Genomic DNA, 17,179 nt, shown 5'->3' on the forward strand with positions numbered 1-17,179 from the left:
AGAAAAGGCCGCATCGCTGCGGCCTTCATGGAGTGCTATGGGGCGGGCTTATTTCTTGTCGCCGTTTCCATTGCCGTTGCCGTTCTTCTTGTCGTCATTGATGGTGTTTTCCTTCTTGCTTTCCACCTTCGGCGCCTTGGACAACTGCACCGGCAGTCCCTTGAGGTGGTTGAGCGCCTGGGCCAGCTGGAAGTCGTCCTTGCCGCCGAACTCCAGCGGCTTGCGCTTCTTTTCGAGCGCGGCAAGGCGCTGCTCTTCCTCAAGCTGGTCGAGCTTGCGTGCGGCCTCGTCCTTTTCCTTGTCATTCGACAGATGCTTGGTCAGGTCGGCTTCGCGCAGGCGCAGACCGTTCAGGCCGTCGCCGTCCGCGGTTTCATCGACCAGCAGGTCCGGAACGATGCCCTTGGCCTGGATCGCGCGGCCGTTCGGCGTGTAATAGCGTGCGGTGGTCAGCTTGACGGCGGTGTCTGCGGACAGCTGGCGGATGGTCTGCACCGAACCCTTGCCGAAGGTCTGCGTGCCCATGATGGTGGCGCGCTTGTAGTCCTGCAGGGCGCCGGCGACGATTTCGGAGGCCGATGCGGAGCCGGTATTGACCAGCACCACCATCGGCACCTTCTTGATCGCGTCGGGCAGCTTTGCCAGCGGATCGCCAGTCGAGATGCGCGACGAGGTGTAGGCATCGCGGCGCGCGTAGTAGGTCTGCTTGGAATCCGGCAACTGGCCATTGGTCGAGACGATCGGCACATCCTTCGGCAGGAAGGCGGCCGATACGCCGATCGCGCCCGGCAATACGCCGCCCGGGTCATTGCGCAGGTCCAGCACCAGACCCTTCAGGTTCGGCTCCTGCGCATAGATGGCATTGATCTTCTTTACCATGTCGTCCACGGTCGGTTCCTGGAACTGCGCCACGCGCAGCCAGGCGTAACCGGGCTCGATCACCTTGGACTTCACGCTCTGCACCCGGATTTCCTGGCGCACGATGGTGACGATGATGGGGCGGTCCTCTTCCTTGCGGGCGATGGTCAGCGTGATCTTGGTGTTCGGCTCGCCGCGCATGCGCTTGACCGCTTCATCGAGGGTCAGTCCCTTGACCGGCGTCGAATCGAGCCGGGTGATCAGATCGCCCGACTTCAGGCCGGCCTTGAATGCCGGGGAATCCTCGATCGGCGAGATGACCTTGACGTAGCCGTCTTCCATGCCGACCTCGATGCCGAGACCGACGAACTTGCCCTGCGTGCCTTCACGCAGTTCCTTGAATGCCTTCTTGTCCAGATAGGCGGAATGCGGGTCGAGCGAGGCGACCATGCCCGAGATCGCTTCGGTGAGCAGTTTCTTGTCTTCGACCGCCTCGACATAATCGGTCTTGATCAGCCCGAATACTTCGGACAACTGGCGCAGCTCTTCCAGCGGCAGCGGGGCGCTGCTCTTCTGGGCGCTCGCCTCGAATTGCATCGAACCTGCGATGCCAGCTACCACGCCTAATCCGATAAGGCCAAAGTTCTTCAGTTTGCTGCTCATGTGTCACCTAAAAGTAATCCACCCGGAGGGATCGATGGCGCGGCCCTGATGCCGCATTTCAAAGTATAAACCCGATTGTTCGTTGCCGCCGCTGTTGCCGGCGCTGGCGATGGTGTCGCCGGTCTTGACGATGTCGCCCGCGTGTTTCAGTACGGCATGATTGTTGCCATAGACTGTCATGTATTGGCCGCCATGGTCGATGATGACAAGGTTGCCGAATCCGCGCAGCCATTCCGCAAAGACGACTTGGCCTCCGGCAACTGCCTTGATTTCGGCGCCTTCGGGCGCGCGGATGAACAAGCCTTTCCAGCTTGGTCCGTCGCTCCGCTTGCTGCCGAATTTTGCAATGAGATCCCCTTTGACCGGCAGCCTCAGCTGCCCGCGCAATCCGCTGAACGCCCGCGTCGCGCCACCGTTTTGGACGGTGGGTTCCGGTATGAGTTCATTTCGCCCCAACAATTTCGAAGGCGGCTCGTCGTCATCAATTGCATCAGGATTGGGTTTCGGAGTCTTGACGGAGCTCACCCTTGCGTTGGCTTCGGCCTCCTTTTTCGCCTTGGCGCGGGCCAGCTGTTCTCTGGCCAGCTGTTCCTGCCGTTCCTTCTGCTCCTGGCGCCGCTTTTCCTGGGCGATGGCTTCCGCCTTGCGTTGCTCTTCGATCAACTTCGCCAGCTTGTCGACCAGGCCGCCGAGGCGCTGTTCATCCCGCTCGATATTGCCGGCTTCCTTGCGCTGCACGGCGAGTTTGCCGGACAGCTGGGTCAGCAGGGCGGCACGGCGGGTCTTTTCCTTCTCCAGCACCAGCTTCTGCTCGCGCTGCTCGGAGGCAATCTCTTCCAGTTCCTGCCGGGCTTCCTGGGTCGCTATCTTGTTGGCCTCGACCGCGGCCATGTTCGCCCGCAGCGAATCGATCAGCCGGGCCTGCGCCTGCGAGACGTAACCCATGTACTGCAGTTCGCGGTTGATGCGGTTCGGATTGTCGCCCGAGAGCAGCAGCTTGATGCGGTCCTCGTTGCCCGCGACATACTGGTCGCGCAGCAGGCGCGCCAGCCGCTTCTGCTGGCTGTCGACCTGCCTCGCCAGCCGGTTGTGCTCCTCGGTGAGCCTGGCCAGCCTGGCTTCGGTGGCGCGCTGGTCGGCCGCCAGGCCGTGCAAGGCCCGGTTGGCATCGGAAATGGCCGCCTCGGTCTGGGACAGGGCATCCGCGGCATGGCCCTTGGCGGCTTCGGTCTGGGTGATGTCGCGCTTGAGCGTGCTGAGCTTTTTCTGCAGTTCCGCACGTTCTTCTTCGGCGGCGCGCTTTTGCTTGGCGCGCTCGCTCAGTTTTTCGGCATGGGCCGGTGAGGCGCCCAGGACACAGATGGCACTGGCGGCACTCATGATGCCCAGGGCCGTGGCGAATCCAATCGAGGGGAGAAAACGACGGCGAGGCCTGCGGTGCTGCTTGAACAATCTGACTTCCTCGGCTTTCAGTGATGCGGCGCGATTGACACTCGCCATGCGCCCGCCGCGGTTCCGTCCACGGCAGGCGCATGGGGCATTGCTGATGGATGCTGACTTCGCTTACTTCGACTTGCCCTGGCTGGCGACGGCTTTCATCGCCGCCTCGATGGCCGCGGCATCGCCGAGGTAATAGCTCTTGATCGGCTTGAGATCGGCGTCGAGTTCATAGACCAGCGGCTGGCCGTTGGGGATGTTGAGGCCGACGATGTCCTCGTCGCTGATGCCGTCCAGGCTCTTGATCAGCGCGCGCAGGCTGTTGCCGTGGGCGGAAATGATGATGTTCTTGCCGGCGCGGATGGCCGGGGCGATCGATTCGTCCCAGGCGGGCATCACGCGCGCCACGGTGTCCTTCAGGCATTCGGTGAGCGGAATCTGTTCCTTCGACAGGCCGGCATAGCGCGGATCGCCGTAGGAAGTGCGCGGATCGTTCGGCTCCAGCGGATTGGGCGGCGTGTCGTAGCTGCGGCGCCATACCAATACCTGCTCGTCGCCGTACTTGGCGGCGGTCTCGGCCTTGTTCAGTCCCTGCAGCGCGCCGTAGTGGCGCTCGTTCAGGCGCCAGTCATGCTTGACCGGCAGCCACATCAGGTCCATTTCATCGAGGGTCAGCCACAGCGTGCGGATGGCGCGCTTGAGCACCGAGGTATAGGCGAGGTCGAAGGTAAAGCCGGCTTCCTTGAGGATCTTGCCTGCCTGGCGCGCTTCGCTGATCCCTTTTTCGGTGAGATCCACGTCGGTCCAGCCGGTAAAGCGGTTTTCCAGGTTCCAGGTGGATTCGCCGTGGCGCATCAATACGATTTTGTACATGTTGAATTGTGTAAAGAGTGAGAGAGTGAGATGCTGCGATTTGAAATCCTAATTCGGCTTCTATTTTATAATGTTGGGATTGCTTAAAACCATTGAACCCCAGGAGTAGCGTGAAATTTCTGATTGACAACATTTGGCTGATCGGCATTGCCCTGATTTCCGGCGGCGCCCTGATATTGCCAAACCTGCAGCGCCGCGGCACCAAGGTAACGACGCTGCAGGCCACCCAGATGATCAACCAGGGCAAGGCGGTGATCGTCGATGTCCGTGATCCGGCCGCCTATGCCGCCGGGCATTTGCGTGATGCGAAGAACATTCCGCTGAAGGAACTGTCGAACCGCGTAGGCGAGCTCGACAAGGCCAAGTCGAAGGCCGTCATTGCGGTCTGCCAGGCGGGCGTGCAGTCGGCCAAGGCCGCCGCGCAGCTCAAGAAGGCAGGATTCAATGAAGCCGTCAGCCTGGACGGCGGCATTGCGGCCTGGCAGGCGCAAGGCCTGCCGATTGCCAAGTAATGGAGCGATGACTATGACCGAACAAGCGAACCAGCATGCCCATGTCGTGATGTACAGCACCGGCGTCTGTCCGTTTTGCGTGATGGCGGAGAACCTGCTGAAAAAGAAGGGCATCTCCAATATCGAGAAAATCCGCGTGGACCTCGATCCCGAGCGCCGCGCCGAGATGATGCAGAAGACCGGGCGGCGCACCGTGCCGCAGATCTATATCGGCGACACCCATGTCGGCGGTTTCGACGACCTGAGCGCGCTCGAACACGCAGGCAAGCTCGACCAGTTGCTTGCCGCTGCCTGATACGGCATCATCCGCAGCATCTTCATTTCAAAATAAGGACGGCGGGTTCGCCGTCCTTTTTCTTCTACCCATCTCCCACCTGACGAAAGCAGCCCATGTCCGATCAAAACCAACAGCCCGTATTCCAGATCCAGCGCGTCTATCTGAAGGATATGTCGCTGGAGCAGCCGAACTCGCCGGCCATCTTCCTGGAACAGGAAGCGCCCAGCATTGAAGTCGCCGTCGATGTCGGCGCCGAGGCGCTCGCGGAAACCATCTACGAATCGACCGTCACCATCACCGTCACCGCCAAGATCAAGGACAAGGTCGCTTTCCTGGTCGAAGGCAAGCAGGCCGGCATCTTCGAAGCCGCCAACATTCCGCCGGAACAGCTCGACCCGCTGCTCGGCATCGGCTGCCCGAACATCATCTATCCCTACCTGCGCGCCAATATCGCCGACATGATTACCCGCGCCGGCTTTCCTCCGGTGCACCTGGCCGAAATCAATTTCGAGGCTTTCTACCAGCAGCGCCTGCAGGCCCTGGCGGAACAGCAGCAGCAACAACTGCCGCAAGGTTCCGGTCTTGTCATGCCTGACGGCACCGCCGCACGCCAGTAAGGCGACCAGGGAGGGCAGGAACCGCCGGGCGAGATGGCGCTCCTGCCGCTCACGAGATCATGAATAGACCAGGGAGGTCATGATGAAATCTGCGCGTCTGTTCCTGTCGTGCGCCGCGTTGCTGTGTGCGACAGGCGCTGCACAAGCCATTGAATACAAATCCATCGGCCCCGCGCCGGCCATTCTCTATGACGCGCCGTCCCTGAAGGGACGCAAGGTCTTCGTTGCGCCGCGCGGCATGCCGGTCGAAGTGGTGCTCACTTACGGCGACTGGGCCAAGGTGCGCGATTCGGCCGGCGACCTGTCATGGGTCGAATCGAAGATGCTGGTGGTCCGGCGCAATGTGCTGGTCAAGGCCGCCGGCGCCCGCATCCGCGAAAGCGCCGCCGACGCCGCGCCGGTCAGTTTCACGGCCGACAAGGGCGTGCTGCTCGAATTGCTGGAAACCGCTCCTGCCGGATGGCTGAAGGTCCGCCATCGCGACGGCCAGAGCGGCTTCATCAAGGCCGCAGAAGTCTGGGGCAGCTGACCCGGCTGCGCCGCCGGCACGCAACTCTTCGATCACAACAAGAACATGAATATCACCATACTTGGCGCGGGAGCCTGGGGTACCGCGCTGGCAATCGCCCTGGCCGACCGGCACCGCGTGCTGCTGTGGGGCCGGGATGCGGCTGCGATGCGGGATGCCGCGGCAACGCGTGAAAACCGCGAGTATCTGCCCGGATTCCAGTTGCCGGCGGCGCTCGAAATAGGCGCCGATTTCGAACGCGCGGTCGAGCATGCGGCTGCGGCAAGCCAGGCAGGCCAGGCGCAGGACAGCCTGCTGATCATCGCCTCGTCGGTCTCCGGCCTGCGGCCGCTGGCGCAGCAACTCGCACTGCAGCGGCAGCAAGGCCGTGCCATTCCAAACCTGGTCTGGCTGTGCAAGGGCTTCGAGGAAAACACGCGGCTGCTGCCGCATCAGGTGGTGCGCGAGGTGCTCGGCAGCGACGTGCCGCACGGCGCTCTGTCCGGGCCGTCGTTCGCGCAGGAGGTTGCGCGCGGCATGCCTTGCGCGCTGACGATCGCCTCGCATGCGGCCGCGCTGCGCGACACCGTGGTCAATGCCGCGCATGGACGCTCGATCCGCGTCTACTCCACCGACGATCTGGCCGGCGTCGAGGTCGGCGGCGCGGTCAAGAACATTCTTGCCATCGCCACCGGCGTCATCGACGGCCTCGGTCTCGGATTGAATGCGCGCGCCGCGCTGATCACGCGCGGCCTGGCTGAAATCAGCCGCTTCGGCATCGCCCTCGGCGGACGCCCGGAAACCTTCATGGGCCTGGCCGGCGTCGGCGACCTGATACTTACCTGTACCGGCGACCTGTCGCGCAACCGCAAGGTCGGCCTCGGCCTTGCCGAAGGCAAGAGCCTGGACACCATCGTCGCGGAGCTTGGGCATGTCGCCGAAGGCGTGCGCTGTGCGCAGGCGGTGCGGCAACTGGCCATGGAACATGGCATCGACATGCCGATCACCCAGGCGGTGGCGGCGGTCTTGTTCGACGGCGATTCGCCGCGCGAGATGGTGCATCGGCTGCTGTCGCGCGATCCGCGCGACGAAGCGGCGTAGCCAGCCTAGCAAGCCGCGACGGATTAGTGCTTCGGACAACCGCCTGTGTGCAGGCCCAGAGGCCTGTACTACGCGTCATCCATTAACTTCCATCCGCCTTGCTGTCGTCGCCCTTGCGCAGCATGGTCATCAGCACCGAAGCATTCTCCGCCGCCGCCAGCGCATACGGCGTATTCCCCTCGAGGTAAAGCATCTGCCCGGCCTGCAATTGCCGGCGCTGCCCAAGCGCCTCGACTTCCACGCTGCCTTCAAGGCAATGCAGGGTCAGTTCGCCCTCGATCTGATGCTCTGGAATCGACTTGCCCTTCGGCAGCACCAGCCGCATCACTTCGAAGTCATTCGTTCGCACCAGCGCTATCGATGCGGAGTCGATCAACTTGTCGCCGAGCGGGCGGATATCGATCAGTTCACCGGGAGTGGCATGGTGCAGTGACATGGGCATTCTCCTTATGCATCCTCGTTCTCGATGTTATCCAGACTGCATCAATACCCGGTTTGTTCCTTTGTTTGCCGCCAATAGCGCCGTCGGAGATCTTTCCGCCTGGATGCCATGCAGGGGCAGCTGCTTGTCCGCCGGAATCCGGCCTTCGGCCATCAGTGACATGTAGCGCAGGCAGCAGACGCGCAGGAAGGACGTGAAATTGTCGACCTCGCCGCGGTAGGCCACCAGTTCATCGTAGAGCTTGGAGATCAACCGCGTCGTCGTCAGCCCGTCGCGCGCGGCGATTTCATCAAGCGCTTGCCAGAAAAGATTTTCCAGCTTGATGGAAGTGACGGCCCCGTGCAGGCGGATCGAACGGGCACGGCATTCGTAAAGATGCGGGTCGGCCTTGACGAAGATTTCACACATGACGGCTCCTCATGAGGGAAGGCGCGGGACCGTGCGCAAGCGCATCGCAGATGCGTCATGCATGCGGCAGGCCCGCGGAGCCCATTGTTATAGCACGATCTGCGTCCCCAGCAGTTTGAGGAACTGCGCAATCCATGCCGGATGCGCCGGCCATGCGGGCGCGGTGACAAGGTTGCCGTCGGTGACTGCGGCAGTCACTTCGATCTCCGCATACTGTCCGCCGCCGAGTTCGACTTCGGGACGGCAGGCAGGATAGGCGGAACAGCGCTTGCCGTGCAGCACGCCGGCCGCGGCCAGGATCTGCGCGCCATGGCAGATGGCGGCGATCGGCTTGTCCGCCTTGGCGAAATGCCGCACGCTCTCCAGCAGCGTGGCGTTGAGCCGCAGGTACTCGGGCGCGCGACCGCCGGGGATCAGCAGCGCATCGTAATCCTGCGGATTGATGGCATCGAAATCATGCGTCAGCGTGAAGCGATGGCCCGGCTTCTCGGAATAAGTCTGGTGGCCTTCGAAGTCGTGGATGGCGGTGGTGATGAACTCGCCGGCTTTCTTGCCGGGGCAGACCGCATGCACCTGGTGTCCGACCGCAAGCAGTGCCTGGAAGGGCACCATGATTTCATAGTCTTCGCCGAAGTCGCCGACGGGCATCAGTATGGTTTTCGCAGCCATGATGGTCTCCTGGTGTGAGCGCGGGAGCACGGGAATATGCGCGCGCGAACCGGCATTGTTCGCCCTGTCGGCATCCGTCGGGTAATCGCCGGTTACTACATGCCGCGGCGCATCGTTGCCTGAAGGTCGGAGGGGCTTGCATTGCATCAATAGCTTAAAAGTATCGGGTTGCGTCGTGTTTTGCCGGCTTCTCGTTGGAGCGGGTTACGAGTCAGTGTCGGGTTTGCCCGAATGCGGTGTCCGGCGCGGCGGGGTACAACGTCCACCGGGTAGGCAGCAAGGTCAAGGTCAGCCGACCCCCACGACGTTCGCGCAAAACGCACCGGGCTGTTACCGCATCGGCAATTGCTCGCACGTATCAGGACATGCTTAATCCGCTAATTGCCTTTCCGGAAGGAATCACCCTTCAAGTTTTTTTGTATCAATATGCCCGTCACGCAAACTAATTGAGGAAACTCAAGTCACAGTGCACGCGACACAGGCAATGTGCCGCCTTCCAGGCTTCGGTAAACCAGTCGGGAAGTCGGCCGTCATCCCGCAGCGTCCTGACAATGAACAATGTTTCTGGCTTGTCAAAGTTCTTGTCGGCAATTGCCTGCATAATGTACCGGCATCATTGATTTAATTGCGTGCAATATTTCATATAAGAAAGCACGCCGCAGCACTTTGATGATGCATGACGGTAATAGGGAAGTCATCGGGGGTTGCCAGACTTCCGTCATATACTAGTGGTTTGTTCGTCCTTCAATTAGATCTATTTTTATGCAAAACACCATCTCCTTCGCTCCGCGTCGTACCCTGTCGCGCGCCGTCAGCCGCGGCTTTACCCTGATCGAAATCATGGTGGTCGTGGTCATCATGGGCATTCTCGCCGCGCTGGTGGTGCCCAAGCTGATGGGCCGCGCCGATGATGCGCGCATCACCGCGGCGCGGCAGGACATCGCCACCCTGATGTCCGCGCTCAAGCTCTACAAGCTCGACAACCAGCGCTATCCATCTACCGAACAAGGATTGCAGGCCCTGATCAGCAAGCCGACCAGCGGTCCGGCCGCCAACGGCTGGAAGAGCGGCGGCTATGTCGACAAGCTGCCCAACGACCCGTGGGGCAATCCCTATCAGTACCTGTCGCCCGGCGTGAAGGGCGAGATCGACGTCTTTTCCTTCGGCGCCGATGGCCAGGCCGGCGGTTCCGGCAATGATGCAGACGTAGGTTCGTGGGATCTCTGATTCATACTTCGCCGACCCTGATCCAGCGTGCGCGCCCGCGTGCCGCACGCGGCTTTACCCTGCTTGAACTGCTGGTGGTGCTGATCATCGCCGCCTTGCTGATGGGCGTGGTGGCCTTCAACGCCATGCCTGGCGAACGGCAGGCGCTGCAGAACGAGGCGCAGCGCATTGCGCTGCTGCTGCAGCTGGCGCGCGACGAAGCCATCGTGCGCAACCGCCCGATTGCCTTCGAAGCCGACAACACCCGTTACCGCTTTCTCATCCGGGAGGAAAACCAGTGGCAGACGCTGGGACAGGACGACCTGCTGCGCGAGCGCGAATTCAGCCGCGCTCCGATCGCGCTGTCGATCGTTCCCGTACTGTCGGCGGACAACGGTCCGCTGCGCATCGTATTCGGCCGCGAGCCGGTGGACCGGCCCTTCGTGCTGACGCTGGCCATGGGCGACTCCAGCGTCGCGATACGCGCCGACGGCGTCGGTCACTTCACGGTGGAATGAGATGCGTATCTCCCGTCCTTCATCACGGTCGCAACAAGGCTTCACCCTGCTCGAGGTGCTGGTGGCGCTGGTCATCGTCGGCACCGCGCTCGGCGCCAGCCTGCGCGCGGTCGGCAGCCTCACGCAGAACAGCAGCGGCCTGCGCGCGGCGATGATGGCGACCTGGTCGGCCGAGAACCGCCTGGCGCAGATCCGCCTCGCGCGCGAATATCCGGCCATCGGCAAGCGCAGTTTCGAATGCTCGCAGGGCGACCTGAAACTGACCTGCGAAGAAGACGTGCTGACCACGCCGAATCCGTTCTTCCGTCGCGTTGAAGTCAGCGTCTACGACGGCGGCGACACGCAGCGGCGCCTCATCAAGCTGGCGCAGATTGTTCCCGATCCGCAGAGGGCGCGATGAAGACACAGCGCGGATTCACCCTGATCGAACTGCTGGTCTCCATCATGGTGCTGGCGATCGTTGCCGTGCTCGGCTGGCGCGGCCTCGACAGCATCGTGCGGGCTCGCGTGGCGCTCAATGCCGACCTCGACCAGACGCGCGGCATGCAGCTGGCGTTCGCGCAGATGCAGAGCGATCTCGACCATATCGCAGTCAAGAAGAATATCGGCAGTCGCTCGGTCCTTTCCTCGCAGGCGGGACGTGTGACGCTGGTGCGCAGCGTGTACGCCGAGAACCAGCCGACGCGGGTGCAGGTGGTGGCCTATCGCATTCGCGACGGCTTGCTGACGCGGCGCGAATCTCTCGCCACGCGCAACCTGCTGGAGCTCGATACCGCATGGCGGGCGATGCTTGCCGATACCGACAACTCGGCGGTGGTCCAGCTGACGACGGATGTGGTGGCCATGCCGGTGCGCATCTTCATTCCGGATAACCAGGGATGGCGCCCCGCGGTGGAGAATGCGGCCTCGATGTCCGGGACGCCGGCGGGTACGACCGTACGGGGCCTGCCAAACGCGCCGCTGACGACCACCGAGCCGACCGGCCTCGAAGTGACGCTGCAGTTGCGGGACCGTCCCGCAGGGCTGGTCAAGGTCTTCCTGGTGGGGGTGGTATGAACATGCGCATGCATTCCCGTGAACGCGGCGTCGCAGTGGTCACCGCACTGCTGCTCACGACGCTGGCGATCACCATCGTCGCCAGCCTGTTCTGGCAGCAGCAGGTGCAGGTGCGCTCGATCGAGAACCAGCGTCTGCAGATGCAGAAGCAGTGGATTCTGCGCGGTGCGATCGACTATGCGAGGCTGATCCTGATGGCCGACACAAGGAAGGATGTCGACGGTCTCGATGAACCATGGGCGGTTCCGCTGGCGGAAACCCGGCTTGACGATTACGTGGAAAACGGACGTTCGGGGTCGGATGTGCCGGATGCGGTGCTGTCCGGCGGCATCGAGGATGCGCAGGCGCGCTTCAATCTTGCCGGCATGTGCTGCACGAACAACCAGCCTGATGCCAAGAAGGTCGCCGCGTTCGCAAGGCTGCTCAGCGCGCTGCAGCTCAATGCGTCGCTGGCGCAGGCGACAGCCAACTACCTGGTATCGTCGCGGGCAGCAGGCAATACGGTCGGCACCTTGAACCCCGACCCGGGTAGTGCCGCGAATGGGGGAGGCGGCGCAACGGGGGCGAATCCCGCGGCCGGCGCCGGCGCCAATCCCGGCGGCCAGATTTCTTCCACCGCAGGGCAGCGTTCATTGAATCTGGTGCATGTTGACGATCTGCTCGCCGTACCCGGTTTTACGCCCGAGATTGTCGAAAAGCTCAGGCCATACCTGATCGTGCTCGACGATGCCAATACCATCAACATCAACACCGCTTCGGCCGAAGTGATTCATGCAGCCATTGATACACTATCCATTTCGGATGCCAGGGCAATCGTCATGGCGCGCAGGAATGCCTCGTTTCGCAGCAGCAGTGATGCCGCCTTGGTGGCCGTACTGGGGCAGAAGACGCTGGGCGCCGGCGCTGGTTTCCAGACGAACTATTTTTTGATTAACGGCAAGGTTCGTCTTAACCGCGCCGGCATGCAGATGCAGGCTCTGATAAACAGGAAGCAGCAAAGCAACACGCCGGGTGTTGGGCAAGGCAGTTCCCAAGTCATCTGGATTCGCGAATTCTAAAAAGAAAGAGCAGAACATTGAGCACCCTTTACATACGCCTGCCGTCGCATGCCACTGCCGAAAACCTGCAGCCGGGCATGCCGCTGTACTGCGAATATGCGTCGGCGACCAATAGCGGAGCGCTGGAACGCGAGGGCATGGCTGCCTTGCCCGACATGCATGAACTGGTGCGCAAGGCGCAGCGCGTCGTGCTGCTGCTGGCGCCGGGCGACGTGACCCTGCTGCGGGTGAAAGTGCCGCCGCTGTCACCGGGACGGCTGAAGGCCGCGCTGCCCAACCTGGTGGAAGACCAGCTGATGAGCGATCCCGCCGAATGCGTGGTGGTCGCGGACAATACCCGCAATGAAACCCGCACGGTCGCGGTGGTGCAGCGTTCCTGGCTGGAACTGCTGTCACGCACGCTGGCCACCTTGGGCGCGCGCAGCGTGTCCGCCGTGCCGGCGCAGCTGTGCCTGCCGGTCCAGGCGGACGCGGTCAGCGCCACCGTGGCGGAACATGGCGGCGACATCGACGTGGCGGTGCGCCTGTCGGAACAGGAGGGACTCGGACTGTCGATCGTCGCCGACCAGCCGGAATCGGCCGCGTTCGAAGTGATGCAGTCGCTCGCCATGGTGGTGCCGCAGGCGCCGATCACGCTGTACGTGCCGCAGGCGAGGGTGCGCGACTACCAGGATTCGCTGCACATCGCCCCCACCCTGAGCGAACGCATCACGCTGCATGCCGACAACTGGCAGCGCTGGATCGGCGTTGCGTCGAAGACCAAGATCGACCTGATGAGCGGACTGGGCGCGGAGGCCGGACCGAAGTTCAACTGGTCGCGCTGGCGCTGGCCGGTGGCGCTGGCGCTGCTGCTGCTGCTGGTCAACCTGATCGGCCTGAATGTCGACTGGCTGCGCATGAAGCGCGAGGCCGAAGTGCTGCAGGCCGGCATGGTGCAGACCTATAAATCCGCCTTCCCGAAAGAAACGGTCGTCATCGATCCGCTGGTGCAGCTGCGGCAAAAGCTGGCCGGCGGCCAGCGCCAGGCCGGCCAGCTCGCACCCGACGATTTCGTCGCGCTCGCCGCCAGCTTCGGCGAGGCCTGGAGCGGACTGGGGCAGGGCGGCAACGCCATTGCCGGACTCGAATACCGCGACCGCAGCCTGACCGTGAAATTCAAGCCCGATGCCAATGTGCCGGCCGACCAGCTCAACAGCGCGCTGTCCTCGCGCAACCTGTCGGCGACCCAATCCAGCGCCGGCGTATGGCAGATCAGGAGCGGAAAATGAATGCAGCCACCAGCCGCGCAGGCGGCCTGAAACAATCCTTCTCGGCGTTCTGGAATGCGCGCAACAAGCGCGAGCGCAACATGCTGAGCATTGCCGCCGCCGTGGTCGTGCTCGGCCTGCTGTACGTGCTGCTCATCGATCCCGCGCTCAGCGGACGTGCCGCACTGGAGCGGCGGCTGCCAGCGCTGCGCCAGCAGTCGGCCGAAGTGCAGGCGCTGGCCAGGGAAGCTTCCAGCTCGGGCGTGGCGGCAGGCGCCAATGCCGATGCCAACACGCCGCCACCGCCGCCGATCACCCGCGAGCGCCTGGAGGCCTCGCTGACCGACAAGGGCCTGAAGGCGCAGAGCCTGAGCCTGACCGGCGAGCTGGCGCGGGTGCAGCTTGCCGGCGTATCCTTCGCCAGCACGGTGGAATGGCTGGCGGAATTGCAGCGCACGGCCAGGGTCGGCGTGGTCGATGCCGTGGTCGAAGCCCAGGCGCAGCCCGATACCGTCAACGCGACGCTGTCGCTGCGCCAGCAGAAAAGCCAATGAAAGGCGCAATGAAAGCCGCAATGAAGGATGCCATGGGCAAAGCAGGGGAGAAACAATAAAAGTGCGACGCCTCATGATATGGTTAGTGGCCGCGACCGTCACCGTCGCGCTGACCGTGGTGGTGTTCTGCCCGGCATCGTGGATGAGCTTGCTGCTGGAAAAGCAGACCAACGGCCGGCTGACGCTGGGCGATGCGCAGGGCACGCTGTGGAACGGCTCGGGCTTCATCGGCGGCGCGCCCGGACCGAACGATCCGGTGACGCCGCTGCTGCCGGGACGGTTCAACTGGCGCCTGTCGCCGCTGGTGCTGCTGGGCCAGGTGGATATTGCATTGGAGAACAAGGAAGCGCTGACCCAGCCCGTGCGCATCACCGGCAGCTGGAACCAGTGGCAGGTCACGCCCGGCGGCCTGAAGCTGCCGGCCGAGCGGCTCGCCGGCCTCGGCGCTCCGCTCAACACCATCCAGCCCTCTGGCCGCATGGTGCTGAACTGGACGCCGCTGCAGGTGGCGCGCAACGGCAATGCGGTCGAAGTCAGCGGCACGACGACGCTGCAGATGGAGGACATCGCCTCGCGTCTGTCACCGATCAAACCGCTGGGAGCTTACCAACTGATAATGGATTGGCGCGGCCAGCAGGCACAGCTGGCCCTGAAAAGCATAAGAGGTCCGCTGCTGCTGAGCGGCACAGGTTCGCTGGCCAATGGAAGACTGCGGTTTTCCGGCAAGGCCGAAGCAGAAGAAGGGCAGGAAGAACGGCTGGCAAATCTCTTGAATTTGCTGGGACAACGCCGACGAGAAAACGGCAAAGATGTTATCGCGCTAGAGTTCAAATGAAAAAAAATCGATCAGCAGAAACATTCCGACGGACGGCTAAGATGTCCGCGACCATTACCTCCGGTCTGACGACGGCGCCGTGGCGCCGCATCAGCGCCGCCGCATTGTTGCTGTGCGCCATGGCCGGCATGCCGAACGTCAACGCGCAGGACCCGAGCTCCAATCAGGCGACGCTCAACTTCGTCGGCGCCGAGATCGAGTCGGTGGTCAAGGCGATCGGCCACTACACCCGCACCACCTTCATCATCGATCCGCGCGTCAAGGGCACCATCAACCTGGTGTCGGAAAAGCCGGTCACCAAGCAGCAGGCGCTGCAGATGCTGGCCTCTTCGCTGCGGCTGCAGGGCTTCGCCATGGTCAGGAGCGACGGCGTCACCAAGGTGGTGCCGGAAGCCGACGCCAAGTTGCAGGCCGGGCCGATCCAGACCACCGGCGATGTGCGCGGCGACCAGATCGCGACGCAGATCTTCCGCCTCAACTACGAGTCCGCAGCCAACATGGTGCAGGTGCTGCGTCCGCTGATCTCGCCCAACAACACCATCAACGTCAACCCCGGCAACAACAGCATCGTCATCACCGACTATGCCGACAACCTCAAGCGCCTCTCGCGCATCATCGCCGCGCTCGACTCGCCGGCCGTGGGCGACCTCGACGTGGTCCCGGTGCGCAATGCGGTCGCCACCGATGTGGCGGTGATGGTCAACCGCCTGCTGGAGCAGAGCGGTCCGGCCGCCGGCGGCGACGCGGGCCGCGTCTCCGTACTGGCCGATACCCGCACCAATTCCCTGATCGTGCGCGCGCCGTCGGTGGCGCGCGCCAACCTGGCCAAGTCCCTCATCGCCAAGCTCGATCAGCAAACCTCGCAGCCCGGCAACGTGCACGTGGTCTACCTGCGCAATGCCGATGCCGTGCGGCTGGCGCAGACGCTGCGCGCGGTGGTCGCCTCCGACCCGAACGCGCAGGCCAACCTCGGCAATCAGGCCCAACAGCAGCAGCCGCAGCAGCCGCAGCAGGTTTCACCCGGCTCCCAGACCCAGCTCGGCCAGGGCGCGCTGAACCAGAACACGCAGTCGGCAAACCCCTTGCCGACGGGCGGCGCCGGCGGCTTCATCCAGGCGGACCCCGCGACGAACGCCCTGATCATCACCGCCAGCGAAGCGGTCTACCGCAACCTGCGCGCCGTGATCGACCAGCTGGATGCGCGCCGCGCGCAGATCTATGTCGAAACCCTGATCGTCGAAGTCAGCGCCGACCGTGCCGCCGAACTCGGCATCCAGTGGGCCGGCCTGTCGGGCGACGAAACCAGCAGCTACCGCGTCGGCGGTGCGACCGGCTTCACCACGCAGGGCGGCGGCAACAACCTGATCAGCCAGGCCATCTCGCAGGTCACCTCCGGCAATCCGCTGCCTCCGGGCAACGGCCTGAATCTCGGCATCTTCCGCCAGGTCGGCGGCTCGCTGACGCTGGGCGTGCTGGCCCGCGCGCTGGAATCCGAAGGCAATGCCAACATCCTGTCGATGCCCAACCTGATCACGCTCGACAACGAGGAAGCCCGCATCATCGTCGGCCAGAACGTGCCGTTCGTGACCGGTCAGTTCACCACCGCCGCTTCGGGCGGCGCGGCCGGCGTCAACCCGTTCCAGACCATCGAGCGCAAGGACGTGGGCCTGTCGCTGCGGGTGCGTCCGCAGGTGTCCGAAGGTGGCACGGTCAAGATGGCCATCTACCAGGAAACCTCGAACATCCAGCCGACCAGCAATGCCTCGGACATCATCACCAACAAGCGTTCGATCGAAACCAACGTGCTGGTGGACGATGGCCAGATCATCGTGCTCGGCGGCCTGATCGAGGATCGCGTCACCGACGGCGTCGAGCAGGTGCCGGGCCTGGGCAACCTGCCGGTGGTTGGCAACCTGTTCAAATACCGCAACCGTTCGGGCCGGAAAACCAACCTGATGGTCTTCCTGAAACCGACGGTCCTGCGCAGCAATGAACAAAGCATCAATCTCGCCGCGGACCGCTACGACTACATACGGAACGTCCAGGGCAATGCGCAGTCAACCAATCCTCTGCTGCTGCGCGATGTCAGCACCCCGGTCGTGCCGCCGCTGCAGAACGGCCGCCCGGTAGGCGGCGGCGTGGTCAACGTCGACCCGCGCACGCAGATACCGGCCGGCACCGTGGAGAACCCGCCGCCCTTGTCGCCCAACCAGGCGCCCCCCGCGCCGCCCCAGCCGGCACCCGCGCCGTCGCAGGGACCGGCACCGGCTCCCTCGCCGGCGCCGGGCTCCGGGCAGCAGCAGGGCGCCCCCGCAACCAACAGACAGTAGGAATGCAGTA

Annotated in this window: 20 protein-coding genes; 14 read left to right on the forward strand and 6 right to left on the reverse strand. The window is 63.5% G+C overall.

Annotation, left to right across the window (positions count from 1 at the left end; all coding sequences use genetic code 11):
- Positions 1-48 precede the first annotated feature (48 nt).
- From FH061_RS09410 to gpmA, 3 genes are all read right to left on the reverse strand, one after another.
- Positions 49-1,521 carry a S41 family peptidase gene (locus FH061_RS09410; RefSeq protein ID WP_151635323.1) on the reverse strand — a complete coding sequence of 491 codons (1,473 nt, stop codon included), beginning with the start codon at positions 1,519-1,521 and terminating at the stop codon, positions 49-51.
- A 3-nt stretch (positions 1,522-1,524) separates the two neighbouring features.
- Positions 1,525-2,901, reverse strand: coding sequence for a murein hydrolase activator EnvC family protein (locus FH061_RS09415; RefSeq protein WP_151635802.1), 1,377 nt, complete (start codon positions 2,899-2,901; stop codon positions 1,525-1,527).
- Between the two features lie 183 nt (positions 2,902-3,084).
- Complete coding sequence (gene gpmA, locus FH061_RS09420) at positions 3,085-3,831, reverse strand: 2,3-diphosphoglycerate-dependent phosphoglycerate mutase (protein WP_151635324.1); 747 nt, start codon at positions 3,829-3,831, stop codon at positions 3,085-3,087.
- Between the two features lie 110 nt (positions 3,832-3,941).
- Between gpmA and FH061_RS09425 the strand changes: the two genes are divergently transcribed.
- The 5 genes from FH061_RS09425 (at position 3,942) to FH061_RS09445 (ending at position 6,846) form a co-directional block, all read left to right on the forward strand.
- A complete protein-coding gene (locus tag FH061_RS09425) occupies positions 3,942-4,343 on the forward strand; it encodes a rhodanese-like domain-containing protein (protein WP_151635326.1) in 402 nt (133 codons plus the stop codon).
- Between the two features lie 13 nt (positions 4,344-4,356).
- Entirely contained in the window at positions 4,357-4,638 is a 282-nt protein-coding gene (gene grxC, locus FH061_RS09430; protein WP_151635328.1) for a glutaredoxin 3, read from the forward strand.
- 95 nt (positions 4,639-4,733) lie between these two features.
- A complete protein-coding gene (secB, locus tag FH061_RS09435) occupies positions 4,734-5,237 on the forward strand; it encodes a protein-export chaperone SecB (protein ID WP_151635330.1) in 504 nt (167 codons plus the stop codon).
- 82 nt (positions 5,238-5,319) lie between these two features.
- Positions 5,320-5,766 carry an SH3 domain-containing protein gene (locus FH061_RS09440; protein WP_151635804.1) on the forward strand — a complete coding sequence of 149 codons (447 nt, stop codon included), beginning with the start codon at positions 5,320-5,322 and terminating at the stop codon, positions 5,764-5,766.
- 45 nt (positions 5,767-5,811) lie between these two features.
- A complete protein-coding gene (locus FH061_RS09445; protein ID WP_151635332.1) occupies positions 5,812-6,846 on the forward strand; it encodes an NAD(P)H-dependent glycerol-3-phosphate dehydrogenase in 1,035 nt (344 codons plus the stop codon).
- Between the two features lie 82 nt (positions 6,847-6,928).
- On the opposite strand, the gene FH061_RS09450 is transcribed toward FH061_RS09445, so the two are convergent.
- The 3 genes from FH061_RS09450 to FH061_RS09460 form a co-directional block, all read right to left on the reverse strand.
- Positions 6,929-7,282, reverse strand: coding sequence for a cupin domain-containing protein (locus FH061_RS09450; protein ID WP_151635334.1), 354 nt, complete (start codon positions 7,280-7,282; stop codon positions 6,929-6,931).
- A 33-nt stretch (positions 7,283-7,315) separates the two neighbouring features.
- Positions 7,316-7,696, reverse strand: a complete 381-nt coding sequence (locus FH061_RS09455) for a ribbon-helix-helix domain-containing protein (RefSeq protein WP_151635336.1) — start codon at positions 7,694-7,696, stop codon at positions 7,316-7,318.
- An 87-nt stretch (positions 7,697-7,783) separates the two neighbouring features.
- Positions 7,784-8,365, reverse strand: coding sequence for a DJ-1/PfpI family protein (locus tag FH061_RS09460; RefSeq protein WP_151635338.1), 582 nt, complete (start codon positions 8,363-8,365; stop codon positions 7,784-7,786).
- 762 nt (positions 8,366-9,127) lie between these two features.
- On the opposite strand from FH061_RS09460, the gene gspG reads away from it, so the two are divergent.
- From gspG to gspD, 9 genes are all read left to right on the forward strand, one after another.
- A complete protein-coding gene (gene gspG, locus FH061_RS09465) occupies positions 9,128-9,592 on the forward strand; it encodes a type II secretion system major pseudopilin GspG (protein WP_151635340.1) in 465 nt (154 codons plus the stop codon).
- The gene (locus FH061_RS09470) at positions 9,580-10,089 is read left to right on the forward strand and encodes a GspH/FimT family pseudopilin (RefSeq protein ID WP_404822436.1); all 510 of its coding nucleotides are present in this window, start codon (positions 9,580-9,582) and stop codon (positions 10,087-10,089) included. Before gspG ends, FH061_RS09470 begins: the two co-directional genes overlap by 13 nt.
- A 1-nt stretch (position 10,090) precedes the next feature.
- Positions 10,091-10,489, forward strand: coding sequence for a type II secretion system minor pseudopilin GspI (gspI, locus tag FH061_RS09475; RefSeq protein ID WP_151635342.1), 399 nt, complete (start codon positions 10,091-10,093; stop codon positions 10,487-10,489).
- Positions 10,486-11,145, forward strand: a complete 660-nt coding sequence (locus FH061_RS09480) for a prepilin-type N-terminal cleavage/methylation domain-containing protein (protein WP_151635344.1) — start codon at positions 10,486-10,488, stop codon at positions 11,143-11,145. The genes gspI and FH061_RS09480 overlap by 4 nt, the downstream gene beginning before the upstream one ends.
- Positions 11,146-11,153: 8 nt before the next feature.
- On the forward strand, positions 11,154-12,203 hold the full coding sequence (gene gspK, locus FH061_RS09485; protein WP_151635346.1) for a type II secretion system minor pseudopilin GspK: 1,050 nt from the start codon (positions 11,154-11,156) through the stop codon (positions 12,201-12,203).
- Positions 12,204-12,220: 17 nt separating this feature from the next.
- Complete coding sequence (gene gspL / locus FH061_RS09490) at positions 12,221-13,471, forward strand: type II secretion system protein GspL (RefSeq protein ID WP_151635348.1); 1,251 nt, start codon at positions 12,221-12,223, stop codon at positions 13,469-13,471.
- Complete coding sequence (gspM, locus tag FH061_RS09495; RefSeq protein ID WP_151635350.1) at positions 13,468-14,004, forward strand: type II secretion system protein GspM; 537 nt, start codon at positions 13,468-13,470, stop codon at positions 14,002-14,004. The genes gspL and gspM overlap by 4 nt, the downstream gene beginning before the upstream one ends.
- Positions 14,005-14,065: 61 nt before the next feature.
- Positions 14,066-14,839: a type II secretion system protein N gene (locus FH061_RS09500; protein WP_151635352.1), complete on the forward strand. Its 774-nt coding sequence runs from the start codon at positions 14,066-14,068 to the stop codon at positions 14,837-14,839.
- Between the two features lie 41 nt (positions 14,840-14,880).
- Entirely contained in the window at positions 14,881-17,169 is a 2,289-nt protein-coding gene (gspD, locus tag FH061_RS09505; protein ID WP_192804985.1) for a type II secretion system secretin GspD, read from the forward strand.
- Positions 17,170-17,179: the final 10 nt, after the last annotated feature.

The organism is Noviherbaspirillum aerium (assembly GCF_008929045.1).
Taxonomy (GTDB): domain Bacteria; phylum Pseudomonadota; class Gammaproteobacteria; order Burkholderiales; family Burkholderiaceae_D; genus Noviherbaspirillum; species Noviherbaspirillum aerium.